14 protein-coding genes and 1 pseudogene are annotated in these 20,650 nt (G+C 54.2%); 14 read left to right on the forward strand and 1 reads right to left on the reverse strand.

The annotated features are described in order from the left end of the window. The first annotated feature begins 5 nt into the window (after window positions 1–5). The 11 genes and pseudogenes from NK667_RS10885 to NK667_RS10935 form a co-directional block, all read left to right on the forward strand. On the forward strand, window positions 6–2,372 hold the full coding sequence (locus NK667_RS10885) for a phosphoketolase family protein (RefSeq protein ID WP_054614700.1): 2,367 nt from the start codon (window positions 6–8) through the stop codon (window positions 2,370–2,372). Beyond that, window positions 2,360–3,577 carry an acetate/propionate family kinase gene (locus tag NK667_RS10890; RefSeq protein ID WP_083471304.1) on the forward strand — a complete coding sequence of 406 codons (1,218 nt, stop codon included), beginning with the start codon at window positions 2,360–2,362 and terminating at the stop codon, window positions 3,575–3,577. The genes NK667_RS10885 and NK667_RS10890 overlap by 13 nt, the downstream gene beginning before the upstream one ends. Window positions 3,578–3,612: 35 nt before the next feature. Further along, entirely contained in the window at window positions 3,613–4,194 is a 582-nt protein-coding gene (locus tag NK667_RS10895; protein WP_054614701.1) for a GNAT family N-acetyltransferase, read from the forward strand. A gap of 38 nt (window positions 4,195–4,232) precedes the next feature. After that, window positions 4,233–4,991, forward strand: coding sequence for a helix-turn-helix domain-containing protein (locus NK667_RS10900; protein ID WP_236708578.1), 759 nt, complete (start codon window positions 4,233–4,235; stop codon window positions 4,989–4,991). A gap of 583 nt (window positions 4,992–5,574) precedes the next feature. Continuing rightward, window positions 5,575–7,929 (forward strand): Orn/Lys/Arg family decarboxylase, encoded by a 2,355-nt coding sequence (locus tag NK667_RS10905; RefSeq protein ID WP_054614702.1) that lies wholly within the window; start codon window positions 5,575–5,577, stop codon window positions 7,927–7,929. Further along, window positions 7,922–10,105 carry an ornithine decarboxylase SpeF gene (gene speF, locus NK667_RS10910; protein ID WP_054614703.1) on the forward strand — a complete coding sequence of 728 codons (2,184 nt, stop codon included), beginning with the start codon at window positions 7,922–7,924 and terminating at the stop codon, window positions 10,103–10,105. The genes NK667_RS10905 and speF overlap by 8 nt, the downstream gene beginning before the upstream one ends. A 90-nt stretch (window positions 10,106–10,195) precedes the next feature. Continuing rightward, window positions 10,196–11,539 (forward strand): putrescine-ornithine antiporter, encoded by a 1,344-nt coding sequence (gene potE, locus NK667_RS10915; RefSeq protein ID WP_054614704.1) that lies wholly within the window; start codon window positions 10,196–10,198, stop codon window positions 11,537–11,539. A gap of 395 nt (window positions 11,540–11,934) precedes the next feature. Beyond that, window positions 11,935–12,459, forward strand: coding sequence for a hypothetical protein (locus NK667_RS10920; protein ID WP_236708580.1), 525 nt, complete (start codon window positions 11,935–11,937; stop codon window positions 12,457–12,459). After that, a complete protein-coding gene (locus NK667_RS10925) occupies window positions 12,456–13,931 on the forward strand; it encodes an ATPase domain-containing protein (protein ID WP_054614706.1) in 1,476 nt (491 codons plus the stop codon). The genes NK667_RS10920 and NK667_RS10925 overlap by 4 nt, the downstream gene beginning before the upstream one ends. 9 nt (window positions 13,932–13,940) lie before the next feature. Further along, a complete protein-coding gene (locus NK667_RS10930; protein ID WP_054614707.1) occupies window positions 13,941–14,963 on the forward strand; it encodes a sensor histidine kinase in 1,023 nt (340 codons plus the stop codon). A gap of 276 nt (window positions 14,964–15,239) precedes the next feature. After that, window positions 15,240–15,401, forward strand: a pseudogene (locus NK667_RS10935) (universal stress protein); the annotation flags it as partial. 53 nt (window positions 15,402–15,454) lie between these two features. On the opposite strand, the gene NK667_RS10940 reads toward NK667_RS10935, so the two are convergent. Next, entirely contained in the window at window positions 15,455–16,018 is a 564-nt protein-coding gene (locus NK667_RS10940) for a GNAT family N-acetyltransferase (protein WP_054614708.1), read from the reverse strand. 1,181 nt (window positions 16,019–17,199) lie between these two features. Here NK667_RS10940 and NK667_RS10945 point away from each other — a divergent pair. From NK667_RS10945 to NK667_RS10955, 3 genes are all read left to right on the forward strand, one after another. After that, the gene (locus NK667_RS10945) at window positions 17,200–18,474 is read left to right on the forward strand and encodes an ATP-dependent nuclease (protein WP_236708581.1); all 1,275 of its coding nucleotides are present in this window, start codon (window positions 17,200–17,202) and stop codon (window positions 18,472–18,474) included. A gap of 70 nt (window positions 18,475–18,544) precedes the next feature. After that, a complete protein-coding gene (locus NK667_RS10950) occupies window positions 18,545–18,802 on the forward strand; it encodes a hypothetical protein (RefSeq protein ID WP_236708582.1) in 258 nt (85 codons plus the stop codon). Further along, a complete protein-coding gene (locus NK667_RS10955) occupies window positions 18,795–19,871 on the forward strand; it encodes a UvrD-helicase domain-containing protein (RefSeq protein WP_054614709.1) in 1,077 nt (358 codons plus the stop codon). Before NK667_RS10950 ends, NK667_RS10955 begins: the two co-directional genes overlap by 8 nt. Window positions 19,872–20,650 lie beyond the last annotated feature (779 nt).

A 20,650-nucleotide genomic window follows, 5' to 3' on the forward strand; every position in this document is an offset into this window, starting at 1 on the left:
AAACAATGCGCCAGGGAATTACGACTCAACAGTTGCAGGACATGGATGCCTATTGGCGTGCAGCCAACTATCTGTCCGTCGGGCAGATTTATCTGCAAGACAATCCTTTGCTTGAAGTGCCCTTGTTACTTGAACACCTCAAGCCACGACTGCTGGGACATTGGGGGACGACACCGGGTCTGAACTTGCTTTATGTGCACCTCAACCGCGTGATCAAGGCCTTTGACCTCAACATGATTTTCATTGCGGGCCCTGGCCATGGCGGCCCCGGTATCGTTGCGCAGACGTACCTTGAGGGCTCGTATACCGAGCGTTATCCAGCGATAGAGCGTAATCACAACGGGTTGTGCAGGCTCTTCCGTCAATTTTCCTGGCCAAACGGGATTTCCAGTCACGTCTCGGCGCAAGTGCCCGGATCCATCCATGAAGGAGGTGAGCTGGGTTACTCCCTGGTGCATGCCTTCGGGGCGGCGTTCGACAATCCTCAGTTGATCGTTGCCTGTGTGATTGGTGATGGTGAAGCGGAGACCGGCGCGCTGGCAGCCAGTTGGCACTCGAACAAGTTCCTCAACCCGATCAGGGATGGCGCCGTACTCCCCATCCTGCATCTCAACGGTTTCAAGATTGCCAATCCGAGTGTATTGGCACGTATTCCTCATGAAGAACTGATCGCGCTCATGCGTGGCTATGGCTATGAGCCTTATGTCGTCGAGGGCGATGATCCGTTACTGGTGCATCAAGCACTGGCAGCCACGCTCGATATCGTCATGCAGAGCATTCGTGACATTCAGACGACTGCCCGTCAGGCCCTCAGAAGTGAAAGACCGCAACGTCCCACCTGGCCGATGATTATCCTGCGCACACCCAAAGGCTGGACCGGACCCAAGTGGGTCGACGGGCTGCCTGTAGAGGGCACATGGCGTGCACACCAGGTCCCGATTGCCGACTTCAGCAAACCTGAGCACCTGCAACTGCTTGAGTCGTGGATGCGCAGTTATCGGCCCCAAGATCTATTCGACAAGAACGGCCAGCTCCGTGCAGATCTGGCTGAACTGGCCCCGACCGGTCATCAGCGTATGGGTTCCAACCCTCATGCCAACGGGGGAGAGTTGTTACGGCCATTATCGCTGCCACACTTTCACGATTATGCCGTGCCCATTAACCGACCCGGTGCGGTCAGGGCGGAAGCGACCCGCGTACTGGGTAACTACTTGCGAGACGTCATGCAGCGCAATCTCGCATCCGGCAATTTTCGGCTATTCGGTCCTGACGAGACTGCATCGAATCGCCTGGACGCTGTGTATCAGGTGGCCGGCAAAGCCTGGATGGCCAGGATTGAAGAGGTCGATCTCAATCTCAGCGCCGATGGACGCGTGATGGAAGTCCTGAGCGAACACTTGTGCCAGGGGTGGCTTGAAGGTTACTTGTTAACCGGTCGCCACGGCCTGTTTTCCTGCTATGAAGCGTTCATCCATATCATCGACTCAATGCTCAACCAGCACGCGAAGTGGCTCAAAGAATCTAAAGCAATTCCCTGGCGCAAACCCGTCGCTTCACTCAATTACCTCCTGACTTCACACACCTGGCGCCAGGACCACAATGGCTCTTCGCATCAGGATCCGGGGTTTATCGATCACGTCGCCAACAAGAAATCCGACACCGTGCGCATCTACCTGCCGCCGGATGCCAATTGCTTATTGTCGGTCACTGATCACTGCTTGCGCAGTCACGACTACATCAACCTGATTATTGCCGGTAAGCAACCGGAGTGGCAGTGGCTGGACATGCCATCCGCCATTCGTCATTGCACTGCCGGAGCCGGGATCTGGAACTGGGCGGGGACTGAGGGGCCGGAGGGGCCGGATGTCGTTATGGCCTGTGCCGGCGACGTACCGACGCTTGAGACCCTGGCCAGCGTCATGCTGTTGCGTGAGTACATCCCCGACATTCGAATTCGGGTGGTCAACGTAGTTGATCTCATGGTTTTGCAGCCCAATGACGAGCATCCCCATGGCCTTCAGGACAATGATTTCGACGAGTTGTTTACCAACGACAGACCCGTCATTTTTGCTTTTCACGGATACCCCGCGCTGATTCACAAGTTGACCTATCGACGAGCCAATCATGACAATTTTCACGTGCGCGGTTTCCGTGATGAGGGTACGACCACCACGCCGTTCGACATGGTAGTGCTCAACAACCTGGATCGTTATCAGTTGGCCCTGGACGCTATCGAACGCATCCCGCGCCTGCGTAGTGAGGTGGACCGTGCGCGAGAACGTTACTGGACGATGATCCAGTGCCACAAACGTTACATCAGCGAGCATGGCGAAGATCTGCCGCAGGTGCGGGATTGGCAATGGACAGTCTAAACCTGACAAATGCCGAACCGGACGGCGAGTTGGCGTCGGGACGGGAGCGTCTGATTTTAGCGCTCAACAGCGGCTCGTCTTCACTGAAGTTTGGTGTTTATCGAGTCACGGGTGATCGCGTCCAGAAGTTGATTTCAGGTGAAGCACAGGCGCTCGGCACCCAAGCCGGGCGCTTTGAAGCGATCAACGCACACCAGCAACCACTCGTTGGAGAATCAGTGCCCATGATCACAACGAAGCACGCGTTGCATGAGGTTGAACGGTTGCTGGAGCAGACGCAATCAGGACCTTTGGATGGCATCGGGCATCGCGTCGTACATGGTGGCCCGGCGCTACGCCAGCCATGTCGCATCAACAAACAGGTGCTTGAGCAACTGCAACAGGTGATTGGCTTTGCGCCTTTGCACACGCCGATGGCGCTGTCTGTCATTGAGGAAACCTCCAGACACTTCCCGGAGGTTGCACAGGTGGTGTGCGTTGACACGGGATTTCACGCACAAATGCCTGAGGTTGCCTGCGTGTTGGCATTGCCCAAAGAACTTCGCGAGCAGGGAATCCAGCGCTATGGCTTTCATGGGCTGTCTTGCGAGTCCATTGTCCGGCGGTTCGGGTCCAGTCTGCCCAGGCGTCTGATCATCGCCCATCTGGGTAACGGAGCGAGCATCACTGCAGTGCGTGCTGGTCAATCAGTCGACACCAGCATGGGCCTGACACCCTGCGGCGGAATGATCATGAGCACTCGCAGCGGCGACTTGGACCCCGGGGTGCTGATTTACCTGATACGCCAGAAAGGACTTGATGTGGCGGCGGTAGAGACGCTGGTTGATCGGCAATCCGGTTTGCTTGGCATCTCTGGACTCAGCGCTGACATGCGCTCGCTAAAGATCGCGTCCCCTACTCAGGCAGACGCCCGACTGGCAATCGCGATGTTCTGTTATTCGGCCTCCAAGCAGATCGCCGCAATGATGGCGGTGCTTGGCGGCATCGACACACTGGTTTTCACCGGGGGGATCGGCGAGAACGATGCCGAGGTACGCGCGAATATTTGTAATGGGCTGACCTGGACCGGTTTGCACTTGGATAGCGCGCTGAACCAGTCAGGCAGTGACCTGATAAGTACCCTTGAGTCCACCTGCACAGTGCGCGTTTTTGACTCGCGGGAAGACGAAGAAATTGCCCGCCATACCTGGCAACTCATTCCCTGACGTCACTTTCCCATTCCTTGATACAGGTGCTCATCATGTTGACTGACTATGCAGTAGAAAAAATTCTGGCGGCGCTGGGCCACGCGTCACCCGATGAGCACTGGATCGAAGCCTTGAACGACGGCACCCACGTACTCATCCGTCCATTGCATGAGCAAGATCGCCAACTCGAGTTCGGTTTCATTAACCAGCTGTCCGCCGAGTCTTTTCGTACTCGTTTTTTCGGGGCGATAGGGCAAGAGAATGTGCCACTCCTGGATCAGATGATGGACGTGGATTATCGTAATCGCATGGCATACATCGCGATGGTTCACGAAAACGGCCATCTGTCCGCTGTCGGAATCAGCCGCTATGCCGTCACTGCCGATGGCCGACAATGTGAGTGTGCGGTAGTTGTCGCGGATCACTGGCAACGTCAAGGCATGGGAACGCTATTGATGGAGCACTTGATCGTTGCGGCGCGACGTAATGGCTTCAATAAAATGATGTCGATTCATCAGACCAACAACTTCGGTATGCATCGCCTGGCGCGAAGCCTTGGGTTCCACAGCCGCTACCCGTCTACTGGCGATAACGAAATCATTCATGAACTCGACCTGACGCCGGCCTTCGGATAACGGCGGCTGATGGATGTCCATAAAATGCTGGAGTGCGCATGATGCTGCTCAATACCGGACAAGTACGACCGTTGACGCCACATTTTGCGCGGTCTTACCCTTCAATAAAAACCCTTGATCAATCCACCATTCATGAAGTGTTTTTGTCGTCGCACTGCTCTGAGGAAGACCGTGAACGTTTTGACGAATTAATCATTCATAAAGTTCGTATTAGTAAAGGCATAGAGCTGTATCGCGCGGGAGATCCGTCGCAGTATTTATATTTTGTTCGGCGTGGCAGTTTTAAGACAACCCTTGTAAGCGAACAAGGTCATAGTTTGGTCACCGGATTTACGATGTCCGGAGAACCTATGGGCTTGGAAGTGATCACTGGCGAACGGCATATATGCACGGTGTCGGCTTTGGAAGACAGTGAAGTGAATCTTATTTCTTGTCAACGGCTGGCAAATCTTGCTCGGGATATCCCCGTATTGCAGTTAAACTTGAACAGAATGCTTAGCAGGGAGCTTATCCGCAGCCAGAATATGCTAATCACTTTGGGCCACTGCACCGCAGAAGAGCGCTTGGCAATCTTCATGCTCGACCTCTCCAGGCGCTTTGCAGTAAGGGGGTACTCTGCACACTGCTTTCTTTTGCGAATGTCGCGTGAGGATATTGCATCGTTCATTGGCGTGAGGGCCGAAACGATTTGCCGGGCTATTGCGCGCTTGCGCGCTCTACGTCTGATGACTTTCGAAGGCCGTAGCGTCGAAATTATCGATATACCGCAGCTTGAAACGTTTTGTCAGCGAGGCTGATACCAACAAGGTTTAGCGATGAAACAAGGGTTCCAAGGGTTCGATGAATGATTTGAGTATATTTACTCATGACGGCGCCAGTTCTATAAAGACTGTCGCTCTTTTCCTGTGGTCGAGCCCTGGTTTTATGGGTGTTGCGTAAGTAGATTCCGATGCTTTCCCGAGTTAAGCGCGAGCATTATGATTGCGGGGAAGGAAAAGAGTTATGGGGAAAAGCAGTACTGGCTGTCAATGTGATTTTCAGAGCGGATTTCTGAAAAATGGGCATTCAAACCCAACAGTCAAATATTTCATGCCCTGAGTTTACTTCTCAATTAATGTGGTGACCTCTGTGTGGATTGTTGTGGGGGAGATTTCGCCACCCCTCTCACCGAATAAATGAAATCTTGGATTGTGCCGGGCACGCCGTGCTGAAAACAATTAAACAAACTAATTCCAGCGGAATTTCGTAAACCAATACTCCAAAGCATGGTTCCTCCGTTGATCATAGTTCGTCGTCAACTGCATACAGTTTTCACGATTGATGAGGGAATTAGAGTTCTTTAATCGGTCCCGGTTTCATTTATCCAATCTGGAGGTTGCGATGCCCCTTGAGAAGCAACGACGTCTCGGTATGAAAGTCTTACTCATACATGAAGAGCTTTCGAATAAAACGGCGGCAGGCCGCGCGGTGAGAGAGTTAGCCGAGGTATTGGAAGGGCGTCAGGTGGAAGTCATATTGGCGCAATCGGCACTGGATGCGATTGCCATCATCCACTCCGACCCGATGGTGCAATGTGTCTTGCTCGATTGGGACCTGAGTCTGGACGACAGCCATGAGATAGCAATGAGCGTGCTGGATGCCGTACGTGAACGCAGTGAAGCGGTGCCGATTTTTCTCCTGGCCGACCGCAGCAGTGCAGCCACCATTGGGCTGGATGCCATGCAGAAATCGGATGATTTCATCTGGCTGCTGGAAGACACCAGCGTCTTTATCGGTGGGCGAATCATCGCCGCCATCCAGCGCTATCGGGACGAGGTATTGCCGCCAATGTTCGGCGCGCTTGTACGCTTTTCCCAAGTCTATGAATACTCCTGGCACACCCCGGGACACACCGGTGGCACGGCCTTTTTGAAGTCGACAGTGGGACGCGCGTTCTTCGATTTTTTTGGTGAAAACCTGTTCCGTTCCGACTTGTCGATTTCCGTCGGTGAACTTGGTTCGTTGCTCGACCACTCCGGCCCCATCGGCGCCAGCGAAGTGTATGCGGCCAGGGTCTTCGGCGCCCATCGTACCTACCATGTCACCAACGGTTCTTCGACCTCCAATCGGGTAATCCTGATGGCCAGCGTGACCCGCGGCCAAGTCACCCTGTGTGATCGCAACTGCCATAAGTCGGTCGAGCACGCCATGACGATGTCTGGGGCGATACCAACCTATCTGGTGCCTCTGCGTAACCACTACGGTTTGATCGGGCCAATCCCCCCACAGCACATGACCGTCGAGGCGATCCGCGAGAGCATCTCCAACAACCCGCTGGTGAGTGATGGGACAGACCCGACGCCGATGCACGCGATCATCACCAACTCTACCTACGACGGCCTCTGCTACAACGTATCGCGAGTCGAGGGGCTGCTGGGTGCAAGCGTCGACCGACTGCATTTCGACGAAGCCTGGTTCGGCTATGCACGCTTTAATCCGATTTATCGCGAACGTTTCGCCATGCATGGCGAGCCGGGCGATCACGGTACAGACCGGCCGACGGTGTTTGCCACCCAGTCCACTCATAAATTATTGGCGGCTTTGTCCCAGGCCTCAATGATTCATGTTCGAGACGGCCGGCGCCCTATCGATCATGCACGATTCAACGAGTCGTTCATGATGCACGCTTCGACGTCGCCGAATTACGCCATCATTGCCTCCAATGATGTCAGCGCCGCGATGATGGACGGCCCGGGCGGCAAGGCCCTGACAGGCGATGCCATTCGCGAGGCGATTGCCTTTCGGCGCATGCTCGCCCGGCTCAATGGCGAATTTCAAGGCCGCGGCGAGTGGTTTTTCAATGTCTGGCAACCGGACACGGTGACCCTTCCCGATACAGGCCAGACTGTACCTTTTCATATCGTCGACGAGGCCTTGCTGGCGAGCGACCCGGCTTGCTGGGTCCTCAAGCCCAATGCCGCCTGGCATGGCTTTGGCGACATAGAGGATGGCTATTGCCTGCTCGACCCGATCAAGGTCTCGATTACCACGCCGGGTATTCTGCCGGGCGGCGCCATGAGCGAGCTTGGTATACCTGCCCAAGTGGTCACGGCCTACCTGGATCGGCAGGGCATCGTGGTCGAGAAAACCACCGATTTCACCATTCTGGTGCTGTTCTCCATCGGCGTCACCAAGGGCAAGTGGGGGACGCTGGTTAATGCATTGCTCGACTTCAAGCGCGATTACGACGCCAACGCCCCTTTGGATCGAGTACTGCCCGGGCTGCTGGCCGCACATCCGCTCCGTTATCAGGGCATGGGGCTACGTGACCTCTGTGAAACCATGTTTGTCACGATGGTCGAGTTGCGCACCACCGAAACAATGTCACAAGCATTCTCGATGTTACCGGTACCTGATCTGAGCCCAGTAATGGCTTATGAGCAGCTGGTACGCGGCAACCTTGAAATTGTGTCCCTCGAAAATATGGCGGGCCGTACCGTGGCGACTGCCGTCGTACCTTATCCGCCGGGTATTCCATTGTTGATGCCGGGTGAAAACGCTGGCGCAGCCGATGGTGCGGTACTCGGCTACCTCAACGCATTGGAAAGCTTTGACCGGCATTTCCCCGGGTTCACTCATGACACCCATGGCGTCGAAGTGGAGGAGGGGCGTTATCTGGTCCGCTGCATAACAACCCAGGTGCAGGCTCCATCACTGGGCGCTCAGGCCTTCCTCAGAGATAAAATCGGTGAATAAACTAAAAGTGGCCGCTAACGCAGCCTCACGTAGCAGTTTTTTAACCTCGCGCGAAGTCGTGGACTTTTCTCAAACCGACCTGACGGATGTTGCCGCCGCAGTAATTACCGGCGCGGATGTTCAAAACGGTTTGCTCGATGTCATCAGTCGATCTGGATTCGATATCCCGATTTTCTTTGCCGTCAGCGCCAAGGACGAACTGTCTCGGGAAAACCTGCCAAGCATTGAACACGTCCTGCTGCAAATCAGCGGAGTGTTCGACTTGGGCACCGGGAAGGCCGAGTACTACGGCGACAAACTGGAAACAGCGGCCAGTCAATACGAGGAAGCATTGCTGCCGCCTTTCTTCGGTGCGCTCAAACACTATGTCGAGCGCGGTAACTCGACGTTTGCTTGCCCGGGGCATCAAGGCGGACAGTTCTTTCGCAAGCACCCGGCGGGTCGCCAATTCTTCGACTTCTTTGGCGAGACGCTGTTTCGTGCCGACCGCTGTAACGCCGACGTGGAAATGGGCGATTTGCTCATCCATGAAGGGGCGCCTCTGGAAGCGCAAAAGCGTGCCGCGAAAGTCTACAACGCAGACAAAACCTATTTTGTCTTGAATGGCACTTCAGCGTCGAACAAGGTCGTGACCAACGCCTTGCTGACTCCGGGCGATGTCGTGCTGTTCGATCGCAACAATCACAAGTCAATCCATCAGGGCGCCTTGTTTCAAGCCGGTGCTACACCGCTGTACCTGGAAACCGCACGTAACCCCTACGGCTTCATTGGCGGTATCGATGCGCACTGTTTTGACGAATCCTACCTGCGTGACGAATTGCGCCGGGTTGCGCCAGATAAGGCAGACGCTCCCCGGCCATTCCGGCTGGCCGTGATTCAGTTGGGCACTTACGACGGCACCATCTACAACGCTCGGCAGGTGGTCGATAGCATCGGCCATCTGTGCGACTACATCCTCTTCGACTCGGCGTGGGTCGGCTATGAGCAGTTCATTCCGATGATGAAGGACTGCTCGCCGATGCTGCTCGAACTGGGACCGGACGATCCCGGTATCTTCGTCACACAGTCGATTCACAAGCAGCAGGCGGGCTTCTCCCAGGCGTCGCAGATCCACAAAAAGGATCGCCACATCAAAGGCCAGGAGCGCTACTGCAATCATCATCGTCTGAACAACGCGTTCATGGCCCAGGCGTCCACTAGCCCGTTTTACCCGCTGTTTGCCTCACTCGATGTCAATGCGCGGATGCACAGCGGTCGCAGTGGTCACCGGCTCTGGGACGAGTGCGTTCGCGCCGGCATTGAAGCCCGAAAATTGGTGATGGATAACTGCACCTTGATCAGGCCTTTCGTGCCGCCGACCATCGACGGGCGTTACTGGCAGGATTATCCAACCGATGAAATCGCTACTAACCGGCGGTTCTTCATGTTTCATCCCGAGGAGCGCTGGCACGCCTTCGAGGGTTATACCGAGAATCAATACTTCATCGATCCGTGCAAATTGTTGTTCACCACCCCAGGCATTGATGCGACGACGGGCGAATACACGGAGTTCGGCATCCATGCCGGAGTCCTCGCCACGTTCTTGCGCCAGTACGGCATGGTCCCGGAAAAAAGCGATCTGAACTCCATTCTGTTCTTGCTCACGCCAGCCGAAAGCCAGGCCAAGATGCAGCACCTGGTCGCGCAGATCGCGCGCTTCGAGCGTTTTATCCACGACGACGCGCCACTGGCCGAAGTGTTGCCGGGTATCTATCGCGCCCACGAAGCACGCTACAAGGACTACAGCATCCGCCAGTTGTGCCTGGAAATGCACCAGCTCTACGCAGGACATAACGTCAAACAATTGCAAAAGGACATGTTCCGCAAAGCTCACATGCCCACAGTGGTAATGGACCCCCGCGAGGCGAATCTTGAGTTCGTGCGCGGCAAAGTGGAACTGATCGCACTCGAAGACGCCCAAGGACGAATCGCCGCCGAGGGGGCTCTACCTTATCCGCCGGGGGTTCTGTGTGTGGTCCCCGGTGAAGTGTGGTCGGGTGCGGCGCTGAGCTATTTCCTGGCGCTACAGGATGCAATCAATCGCTTGCCTGGCTTCAATCCCGAATTACAGGGTGTCTACCTCAAGACCGAAGAGGGTGGTCGCATTCGGGCGTATGGATACGTCATCAAGCAATAAAACGTTCCCGAAACGGCACGGGAAAATCATCCCGGTATTCGTCTATCCGCAAAGCAGCGCTCCGCGAAGGAGCGTTTTTGGAGTTCAAATATGGGAACTATCGTGAAGAAGATGAGCGTGGTGCAGCTCACCGTGCTGACGGCCATCAACATGCTGGGGTCGGGCATCGTCCTGCTGCCGTCCAAGCTTGCGCAAGTGGGCACGATATCGATTTTCTCGTGGATCGTGACGGCACTCGGTTCGCTGGCCCTGGCCTATGCCTTCGCCAAGTGCGGGCGTTTCAGCCGCAAGCCTGGCGGTATGGGAGGGTATGCCGAATACGCCTTTGGTCGCTCCGGCAACTTCATGTCCAACTATACCTATGGCGTGTCGCTGCTGATCGCCAACGTAGCCATCGCGATTACTGCAGTAGGGTATGCGACGGAGTTGTTCCATGTGACGTTGACGCCTATCGGTGTCGCCGTAGCTACCGTGGTGCTGCTGTGGTTGACCACCATTGCCAACTTTGGCGGTCCGCACATTACCGGTCAGATCGGCAATGTCACCATCATGGGCGTCATCATTCCGGTGCTGGGGGTTTCGATACTGGGCTGGTTCTGGTTCGATTCATCGCTGTACGTCGCCGCCTGGAACCCACACGACATGCCTATTTTTCATGCGGTAGGCGCTTCGATCTCGATAACCCTGTGGGCCTTTCTTGGCCTCGAATCGGCGTGTGCGAACACCGACGCCGTGGAAAATCCAGAGCGTAATGTGCCGATCGCAGTATTGGGCGGGACCATCGGCGCAGCGGTCATCTATATCGCGTCGACTAACGTGATCGCCGGGATTGTACCGAACATGGACCTTGCGGCCTCCACCGCGCCGTTCGGGCTGGCGTTCGCCACCATGTTCACGCCACTGATAGGCAACATTGTCATGGGGCTGATGATCATTGCCTGTATCGGTTCGCTGCTCGGCTGGCAGTTCACGATTGCCCAGGTGTTCAAAAGCTCGGCCGATGTCGGCTATTTCCTGAAGCTTTTCGCCAAGACGACCAAGTCCGGCACACCCATTGTCGGCATGCTGGTGCTGGTGGTCTGCCAGAGTGTGTTGACGCTGATGACCATCAGCCCGGACCTGAGCAAACAGTTCGACATGATCGTCAACCTGGCGGTGGTGACAAACCTGGTTCCATATTTGATGTCAATGGCCGCCTTGATGACCATTCAAAAGGCTGCTGGTGTCACTCCTCGCAAGGCTATGTTAACCAATGGCATTGCCTATATCGCAGCTGCGTATAGCTACTACGCGCTCTATAGCTCCGGTGCCGATGCAATGATGTTGGGCGGTATTGTCACCATGCTCGGATGGACCCTGTATGGGACTGTCAGCCGTCGATTTATGACGGTTGACACCCAAGTCGTGGAAGGTACATGGCCTCAGAAAGTGTAGACAGTCGTCAGTAGATTCGACTTTTCTTTGGTATGTCATGCGCCGCCTTCAACTACTAATAAGTGTTTGCTTAGAAGTTTAGGGCGGTAAATTACTTTTTTCTAAAACTGCCGTTTTTTTGTAGCGCCCGATCACCTCAGCTATTTCGACGTTCCTCTAATAAAATTATGATGGCTTTTATTAAGCAGGTCTTTTAGCTTCATGGGATGAAGCCGCGTTGCGTCAAACGATGCATATGAAGAATGGAGATCCTTTATAAGTTGCGCACATCCACCATCGACTGAACTAATTTAGTGCCCGACCTGATCAAGCGATTCCAGTCATATACGCCAGGCAACAAAAGGCCAGATATTAAATAACAATCTGCTGAAAAATAACCCCTTACAGCATCATAAATGAGCGCAATCGACATGCTGAATGTGATAAGTCCAATTAATGTCTCAAAGGGAGTACCATCGGCACTAGTCATCAAATATCAGTTAGCCATGTCCACGCAAAGTGAAGAGCACCGTCAGATCGTAGCTTCTTTGGCGCACCGGGATAGGCCCAACGCTGAGAATGCAAAGGTCGCCCAAGCGATCGTTTCAATTTTGCAAGATATGGACGCAGCCCTGACGCCGATCATCGGCCAGCAAGGGGTTGTCGCGCTCTACCGCCGCAGCCTTCATCTGTGCACCTCTACTCATTCGCATCTGGCCGGCACCTTTGGCAGTGTGCAGGCCGCGCTGGACCTGATTGCCCTCAAATCCGTACTCGCAGGGCAAAGCGAAGTCGATGCACTGTTCTTTGGTGAAGAGCTGCTGACCACGTTTTATGAGTTGCTGACCACGCTGATCGGTCCCTCGCTCACCGCACGTTTGCTTCGTGGCGTGTGGGAACCTTCTTTGAGCGACACCCCTTCGCAGGAAAATTCACCATGAGCTCCAAAGTGACTATCAACCGTCTGGCCACCGGCGTGCCAGGCCTGGACGAGGTGCTGGGCGGAGGTTTGCCGGAGTTTTCGTTCAACCTGATCGCCGGCCCTCCTGGCTGCGGCAAAACCACCCTGGCGCATCAGATGATGTTTGCCTTGGCAACGCCTGAACGCCCGGCGTTGTTCTTTACCGTACTCGGCGAGCCGCCGCTGAAGATGCTGCGTTATCAGCAGCAATTCGACTTTTTCGACAGCGAAGCGATCAATCAGTCGATCCGCTATGTAAACCTCGCCGACGACACCCTCGCCGGTGACCTGGACGAAGTGTTGCGACGCATCGTCAGCGAGGTGGAGGCTCACTCGCCGTCGCTGGTGTTTGTCGATTCGTTCCGCTCCGTGGTCCTGGCCAGCCAGACCCAGGACAACCCCAACAACAACCTGCCGCAGTTCGTCCAGCAGCTCGGCATGTTGATGACCACATGGCAGGCGACGACCTTCCTGATTGGCGAATACTTCACCGAAACCGACACCAACCCGATCTTCACCGTCGCCGATGGCCTGATCTGGCTGCGCCAGAGCGTTCAACGCAACTCGATGGTGCGCAAGATGGAAATCATGAAGATGCGCGGCCAGCCAACATTACCGGGGCTGCACACCTTCCGCATCGCGACGTCGGGGATCAAGGTCTTTGCGCCAGCAACACTCAACCCGGTTGAAGCATCGCTGGCGTTCCCGATCAAACGCCTAAAAATGGGTGTGCCGCAGCTCGACGATATGCTCGGCGGCGGTTTACCCCAGGGTTATTCATTGCTGGTGGCCGGGCCGTCGGGCTCGGGCAAAAGCATCCTGGCCGCGACCTTCCTCGCCGAAGGCGCACGCAACGGCGAAACCGGTGTGATCGCGGTGTTCGAACAACGGCCCAACCACTCGCAAAACGCTATGTTGGCCGGTTTGATTCAGAACGGTCAGGTTGGCCTGGTGGACAGTCGCGCGCCGGACCTGTCCATCGATGAAATCGTCCAGTTGCTGCTCAGCGAAATCAGCCGCCTCAAAGCCACCCGCCTGGTAATCGATTCGTTGTCAGGCTTCGAGTTGGCGCTGGCGCCGACCTTCCGCGAAGACTTCCGCGAGTCGCTGTCACGCATGGTCACCGCGCTGACCGGCGCCGGGGTCAGCGTCCTGATGACTTCGGAGTTGGAAGACCGCTACACCGACCTGCGTTTCAGCCCTCACGGCACGGCTTTTCTCACCGACGCGATCATCGTTCAGCGCTACATTGAAGTGCGGAGCCGCTTGTTACGGATTATGGCGGTAGTCAAGGTCCGCGCCAGCGACCATTCCGATGAATTGCGCCAGTACCACATTGACGATAACGGCTTGCAGATTGGCGAAATGCTGGCTGATCAGGAGGGGCTGCTCGGTGGTAGACCGACCAAACAGAGTTCAGGAGCGGAACACGCAGGGAATCAAAATGTTTGAGCCCAACTCATGAGTAATGCCGGTAGCAAGAATGAGCGTGAGATGGCCAATACCGCTCACGAACTTTTTCTGCTCGGCCAAAAAACCGTCGAAGCACGCACCGTGTTAGCAGCACTGCAAAAACAGTTGAGCGACGCCAGCAACAGGCTGGTGGATACCCAGCAGGTCGAGCAATTGATTGAAGCCAATCAGCAGTTGGTACTGGCGATACTTCTGGCGCAAACAGACGCCGTAACACCCCCTCGTTTGGAGGAGCAGCGTTTGTACCTTAAGCTGCGCGAGGCTAATACGAAGTTGGTTATAGCAGCGCTCAGCGCTCAAGACCTTCAGGCAACGGCTGAGCGCGCATTGAGCCAGCAAAAAAGCATCTTGGCGACGGTGGCCCACGAGCTGCGAAGTCCATTAACCCCCATCAGTATGATTGCAGAGCGTATGGTTCGGCTACCTAGCGACCAACTACCGCGGATGCGTGAGTTGATCGAGAGCCAAGTGCAGCATATTTCACAGCTGGTCGATGATCTGCTCGACGTATCTCGCGCCAGTACGGGTAAGTTGCGAATCGACCGCCGCGATATCGATATGATGCCAATTCTGAGCGGCGCTATTGATGTGTGTGGCCCCGTGATGATCGCGCAAAATCAGCATTTCGATGTTCATCTTCCCGATGGCATCTTTAAGGTGAATGGCGACCCAGGACGCCTTGCCCAGATTCTCCATAATTTACTGGCCAATGCGGCCAAGTACACTCCGGTAGGCGGCAAAATCAAACTGTCTGTAACGGTAGGGGCCGACGTTTTGAGAATAAGCATCTCCGACAATGGTATCGGTGTTTCGGCCGAAGCACTCCCGTTCATTTTTGACCCTTATGTTCAAGACAAGCACGCCATAGGTTTCAACGGTGCTGGCTTGGGCATTGGGTTGACCGTAGTTCGGGAGTTGGTCGAAGCACACGGCGGCGAGGTCATCGGCATGAGCGAGGGTAATGGAAAGGGGAGTGAGTTCGTGGTGACGTTACCGTTGGTGAACCCTTAACTTTTCAGAATCGCTAACTGGCTGGAAACCGAAAATTACAGCTCAGGCCTGGGAGGCTAACAGTCCATAAGAAGCATGTATCCCTTATTCCTTTAAGTGTTCCCGCTGTTGTGTGGTTTCGTCGCTATAGCTTTGTACGGTCTGTGCCTGATGTTTCCCCCAGGCCCGCCACGGGCACCCACGAACCGATCAAAGTCAGTGGTGCGTTTAATCTCAAACAGGCCTTGATCGTGACGCTGGTTATAACCGGCCGCACCTAGCTGTTGTCGCTCGGGGATCTGTGATTTTGCAACTGAGCACCGGGCTGACGTGATGGTGAAGGGGACGGTGCAGCACAAGGGGTTGAACTAACTCCTGGGCACCACGGCGGACCAACTCTTGCATCTAGCTCCGTGCAGTGTGCTGGCGATCAAACCGGGCAGGGGGCTCCAATCCTGAATGCTGAATTGCCCCGTGATGGACCGTTGTCTGGAATACCACAGGGCGATTTTTTACAGGTAAAGCCGGTGAATGACCTGGCGGGTGTCGTCAGGATCGCTGTGCGTTTCGAAACCCAGTGATTTCGCCAGATCGCGCATCGGAGTATTGCTGGAGGCGTCCACCGAATACATCTGGCGGAAACCATTCTTGCGAGCGGATTTGATCAAATGCTCCATCAACGCCGAGCCCAGGCCCAGGTGGTTCCATTCATCGGCGACCGTCACCGCGCATTCGCACTCACTTTCCCCGACGGCAGCGTAGCGAGCTACGCCGATCTCGATCAGTTGACCATTTTCATGGACTAGCGCGACGTAGGCCGTGCGTTGCTTGTTATCGGTGTCCATCAATTGGTTGAGCAGGGCGGCTCCCGGTTCGCTGATCTGCGCGAGAAAGCGCATGTGCCGGGACTCGGGAGACAGGCGCTTGATGAAAGCGTATTCGCGGTCGCGGTCTTGTTCCGCCAAGGGACGGATCAAAACGTGGCGGCCGTCCTTGAGCGCTTCGATCCAGTATTTACCGGTGACCGCGGCATAGGCTGCGACGGCTCGATCATTGTGCTCTTTAACGGTGAGCATGGGGTGATCCTCCATTCGGTCCAAAAGGTTGGTGCGTGGTGATGAACCACACGGTTCATTCCTTTGTACTCCGCTGACGGCGTTTGAATCTGATCTGGATCAGACCCCCGTGACTTGGCTTGCTCATACTCCCTATCCAAAACATCAGTAGTGGGCATGCTCTTCGCTGCTGTCGGCGTGGATTATGGGGATATTGGCACCTCTGTGGATCAATCTGATCACTGATGCGGCGCCTACCATCGCCATGGGTCTTGATCTGTAAAGCACGGATGTCATCACACGCAGCCAACCAAGCCGACGGATTGAAGCATCAATACACATATGTGGGTGACAGTACTCCCCAGGTGGGGCTGGTCATGGCGTTAGCAAGTTTATTGACGGAGGAGAGGATTGATTGACTGCGACTCTGCCTTGGCTGAACTCAATTTCAGGGAGTTCCTTTCGAATTTTCAGCGCCTTAACTGATGTGGCTCGTTGTACGTCCAAGATGTTGTAGCAGGTGCTATACGTCGTGCCGAGGCTGTCATGACGTAAGTCCGCTTGGGAAGCTTTCATATCGCGAAGCGGCGCGTCTGATGCATGGCACGAATGCTTTAAATTATTTGGGATAGAGGTGTGGCTACTTACAGAGAAAGCAGTTCGGCTAATGGTCACCTTTTCTGACCACCGAGCTCACTCCTCATCGCCTAGCCTGCTAAACCTTTTGGGTCTAGGTATAGGAGCGACTCCGCGCAACGCAGCTTTGACATATTCCGCAGCAAGTTCAAGGCTATCTTGATCTGCTGCGTATACCGCACTAATTAGCTTGTCCCTAAGTCGGCGCTTGATTGCCAATATCTCTTAAAAACTGTCTTTTTCTAAAGGTTTTTTGTTTGCAATCATATTGATAGCCCGCATATCAGTTGAAAAGTCACGACTGATAGTAAAGGAGAATACCTTAGGGATTATAGCGCGTGATGACCTAGACGACCGAGTCCAGCACTTTGGCAAAGAGATAAATTCAGCGGCTATGCAGCATCGAACAGCGTTGCGACCGCATCAGCGCGATATCAATGCAGCTTCATTCAGAAAGCCTACCTATATTTTGAGACTATGCTGAGAAGCTACAGCGTGTGTTCACCAAACCTGCTTGTAGCTCTCTGATCACTCATCAAAACGTTCTGCCTCAAAGGATGACGGCATTGATCACCAAAATAAAGATCCATGGTTACCGAATTTACAAAGACTTTGTGTTGTTGCCAAACCCAAAGCTGAACTTGCTGGTAGGCGGAAATGAGGCGGGCAAGTCTTCCCTGATGGAGGCGGTAGCTTTGGCGCTAACGGGGCGTGTAGGAGGGCGAACTGCTACGGAAGAGCTCAATCCCTACTGGTTCAACACGTTATTGGTTGCCGATTTCCTCAAAGCGCATCGCGCAGGTGAACGGGTTGCATTGCCAGAGATTTCTATCGAGCTATTTTTTGATAACAGGGCTGATCTGCAATCTCTCTGTGGCGCTATCAATAGTGACGTCCCAACCAATGCGTGCCCAGGTGTTTCTCTCAAAGTCTTGCCAAACACCGAGTACGCTCCGGAATTGGAGGAGTGGCTAAAGTCTCCATCGTTATTGTTGCCCGTCGAGTACTACACCCTCGAATGGCGCTCCTTCGCAGACCAGCAACTTACGAAACGGCCAAGGCAGCTCGCTGTAGGCATAATCGACTCCAGGACTGTCAGATCATCAAGCGGCGTCGATTACCATCTTCGCCAGATTCTCAGTGATCACCTAGAGCCTGCCGAGAAGGCGTCAATCTCACTTGCCTATCGGGACGTCAAAGCTTCGATGTCCGATAACGCGCTAAAGGACGTCAACAAGCGTCTGGGTATCCTGGAGGCATCACTGCAGGAGCAGCCGATGTCTTTGGCGATGGATCAGAGCTCAAGGACGTCTTGGGAAGCCGCAGTGACGCCTCATGTTAACGACGTGCCTTTTTCAATGTCAGGGCAGGGTGAGCAGGCCTCCATAAAGATTTCGCTGGCAATGAGCCGCCATGCTGAGAAAGCGAATATCGTGATGATTGAGGAGCCGGAGAATCATCTGTCACATACCAGCTTGACCACGCTATTGGCTCGCATAGAGAAATTGGCAGGTGATCAACAACAATTGTTCATCACAACCCATAGCACATACGTATTAAACCGACTGGGTCTCGGCTCATTGATCTTGATTGGCCGAAGTACGGCGACAAAGATTACCGAGCTTGAGCCAACGACGGTGTCTTACTTCCAGCGGTTACCCGGATACGACACGCTGAGAATGGCGCTCGCGAAAAAAATTGTGCTCGTTGAAGGGCCATCCGATGAGATCATATTCGAACGAATCTTTCTTGACCGGTATGGCCTATATCCAATGGCATGCGGCATCAGACGTTCTGAGCATGCGCGGCCTCGCGCTTTCCCGCTGCCTGCAACTATGTGAAGCACTCGACAAGCCAGTGGCTGTCCTACGCGACAATGATGGGTTGGATCCCGCGGAACTACGAGCACCAGTGGAGCATTTGCTGACCGCTGGCAGGCGAGAGCTGTTTATAGGGACGGTGGAGACAGGGAGAACGCTGGAGCCACAACTGACCTCGCACAATGGCGAGAAAGCCATGCGTGAAATTCTTGGAATCACAGATTCGGCGGTCCTCGAGACCTGGATGCAAAGGGAGAAAACAGAGGGCGCCCTCCGGATCGCACAGTCCAAGCTGGCGCTAGTCCCGCCGGCTTACATGGTCGCCGCTGCCGAGTTTATCTATGGCTAACTATCTGACATTAGCAGTGGCGGGATCCCGTAAGACCCAAGGAGTTGTCGATCATTGCGCAGCGCTCCCTCTGGCTCGTCGTGCGCTGGTCGTGACGTTTACCCAGACTAACCAAGAGGAACTTCGACACCGAATTGAGATGTACGCAGGAGACCATCAGGGTATTGAAGTGATGGGTTGGTACACCTTCCTTCTCCGTCATTTCGCTAAGCCTTTCTTACCTTTTAAGCATCCTGGCAAACGTGTTCTTGGATTTGATTTCGAGGGTCGTCCGCCCATGATGGTAAAGGGGCTCAAGCGATTTTTAAATTCCAACGGTGCGGCATATGCTTGTGAGCTCGGACGCCTAGCTTTCGAATTAATAGAAGAGAGTAGGGGAGCGCTGCTTCACCGGCTGGAATGCCTCTATGATGAGATCCTAGTGGATGAGGTGCAAGACCTTAGCAGTTACGACTGGGAAATTCTCGACGTTCTGCTTCATTCGTCGATCGACATCCGAATGGTCGGTGATATTCGCCAATCTGTATTGGCCACTAATCCACGTGGTTCGAAGAACCGAAAGTACGCATATACCGATGCAATTCATTGGTTCAGGGCGCGTGAGAAAAAAGGCATATTGGAAATTAGTGAGAGGGTTCTCACGTGGCGCTGTCACCCAAGCGTCGCCGCATTCTCCGACACCATTTTTGACGCTAGCTGGTTGTTCCCTGCGACCGAGTCACTGAATGAAACAAGGACTGAACACGACGGGGTGTTTCTCTTACAGAAAAAGCACGTAGGTAGTTACGCCGCCCAATTTCGCCCGCAATGCCTGCGTAATGCGGCGAGCTCTGGCAAGGATTACGACTTGGATTTTCTGAATTTCAAGGTCTCGAAAGGCGCTACCTATGAGCGGGTTCTGATCGTTCCTACCGCTCCGATACTCAATTTCCTCCAGAAAGGAGTTTCGCTGGAACCAGGGCCAGCATCGGCTTTTTACGTTGCTGTCACTCGTGCGCAGCAGAGCGTAGCGATCGTGGCAGAGAAGGCGGGGATTTCGGGATTGCCATATTGGTGCCCCGTTGAATAGCTCAACTAAACATCCATTTAGTTGAGTTGGCTGATGCTCTCCATATATAGCCTGTTAAGGCGCCTCTGGCGGTTGGTGCTGCATAGACTATCCCCAATAGCACAAATCACTCGTCAGACATGATATTTCCTCACGCCCTGATGAGCTCAAACCTAATCTAGCAGCATGCCAAATGGTGATGTCTGTTGAAATTTTCAGGTTTGAACTTGACGTTGTATTGGTAGATAAGGAGAGACAACCCCCACCAAATCCGATGATTGCGGTCGCTGTTGACAGTGAAGCACAAGTGATAATAAGGCTATACATTTCGCCTGGCAAACCCCAGAGTTCGAACAGAATTACGGAGCTTTGAAATCCTAGGCGCGCCAAGTGAATCAAGGGCTAACACGCAGATTCAGCATTACTCTGTAAACTTGTTTTTTGACTTGTTAACCACCGCAGTTAACAAGTCAAAATTGTAGTTAACAACGGTACCAGACTAGCGTTTTACTGAGCTTTTCATCTAGCCAGGTTGTGGTGAGCGTCCAGGGTATTTGGTGGGAGGAAAGCTCCACAGCCTTCAAGTGTAAGGTGTGCACCGCTAAAACGTCAGCATCTCCATGTATGTAAACGGCGAAACCTAGTGATGTCTAGTAAAATTTGGTAGACATCACTAGATTTCGCTAGAACTTCCTATATTTGGTTAACCAGCTATTTCACGCGATTTTTTCCGAGAACTACCGCGCCGATTACTTCATATGCCTAAATCACTAAGCATGTCTTTTCACGTGCGGCAGTCC

Origin of the sequence: Pseudomonas nunensis, assembly GCF_024296925.1 — a bacterium.
Taxonomy (GTDB): domain Bacteria; phylum Pseudomonadota; class Gammaproteobacteria; order Pseudomonadales; family Pseudomonadaceae; genus Aquipseudomonas; species Aquipseudomonas nunensis.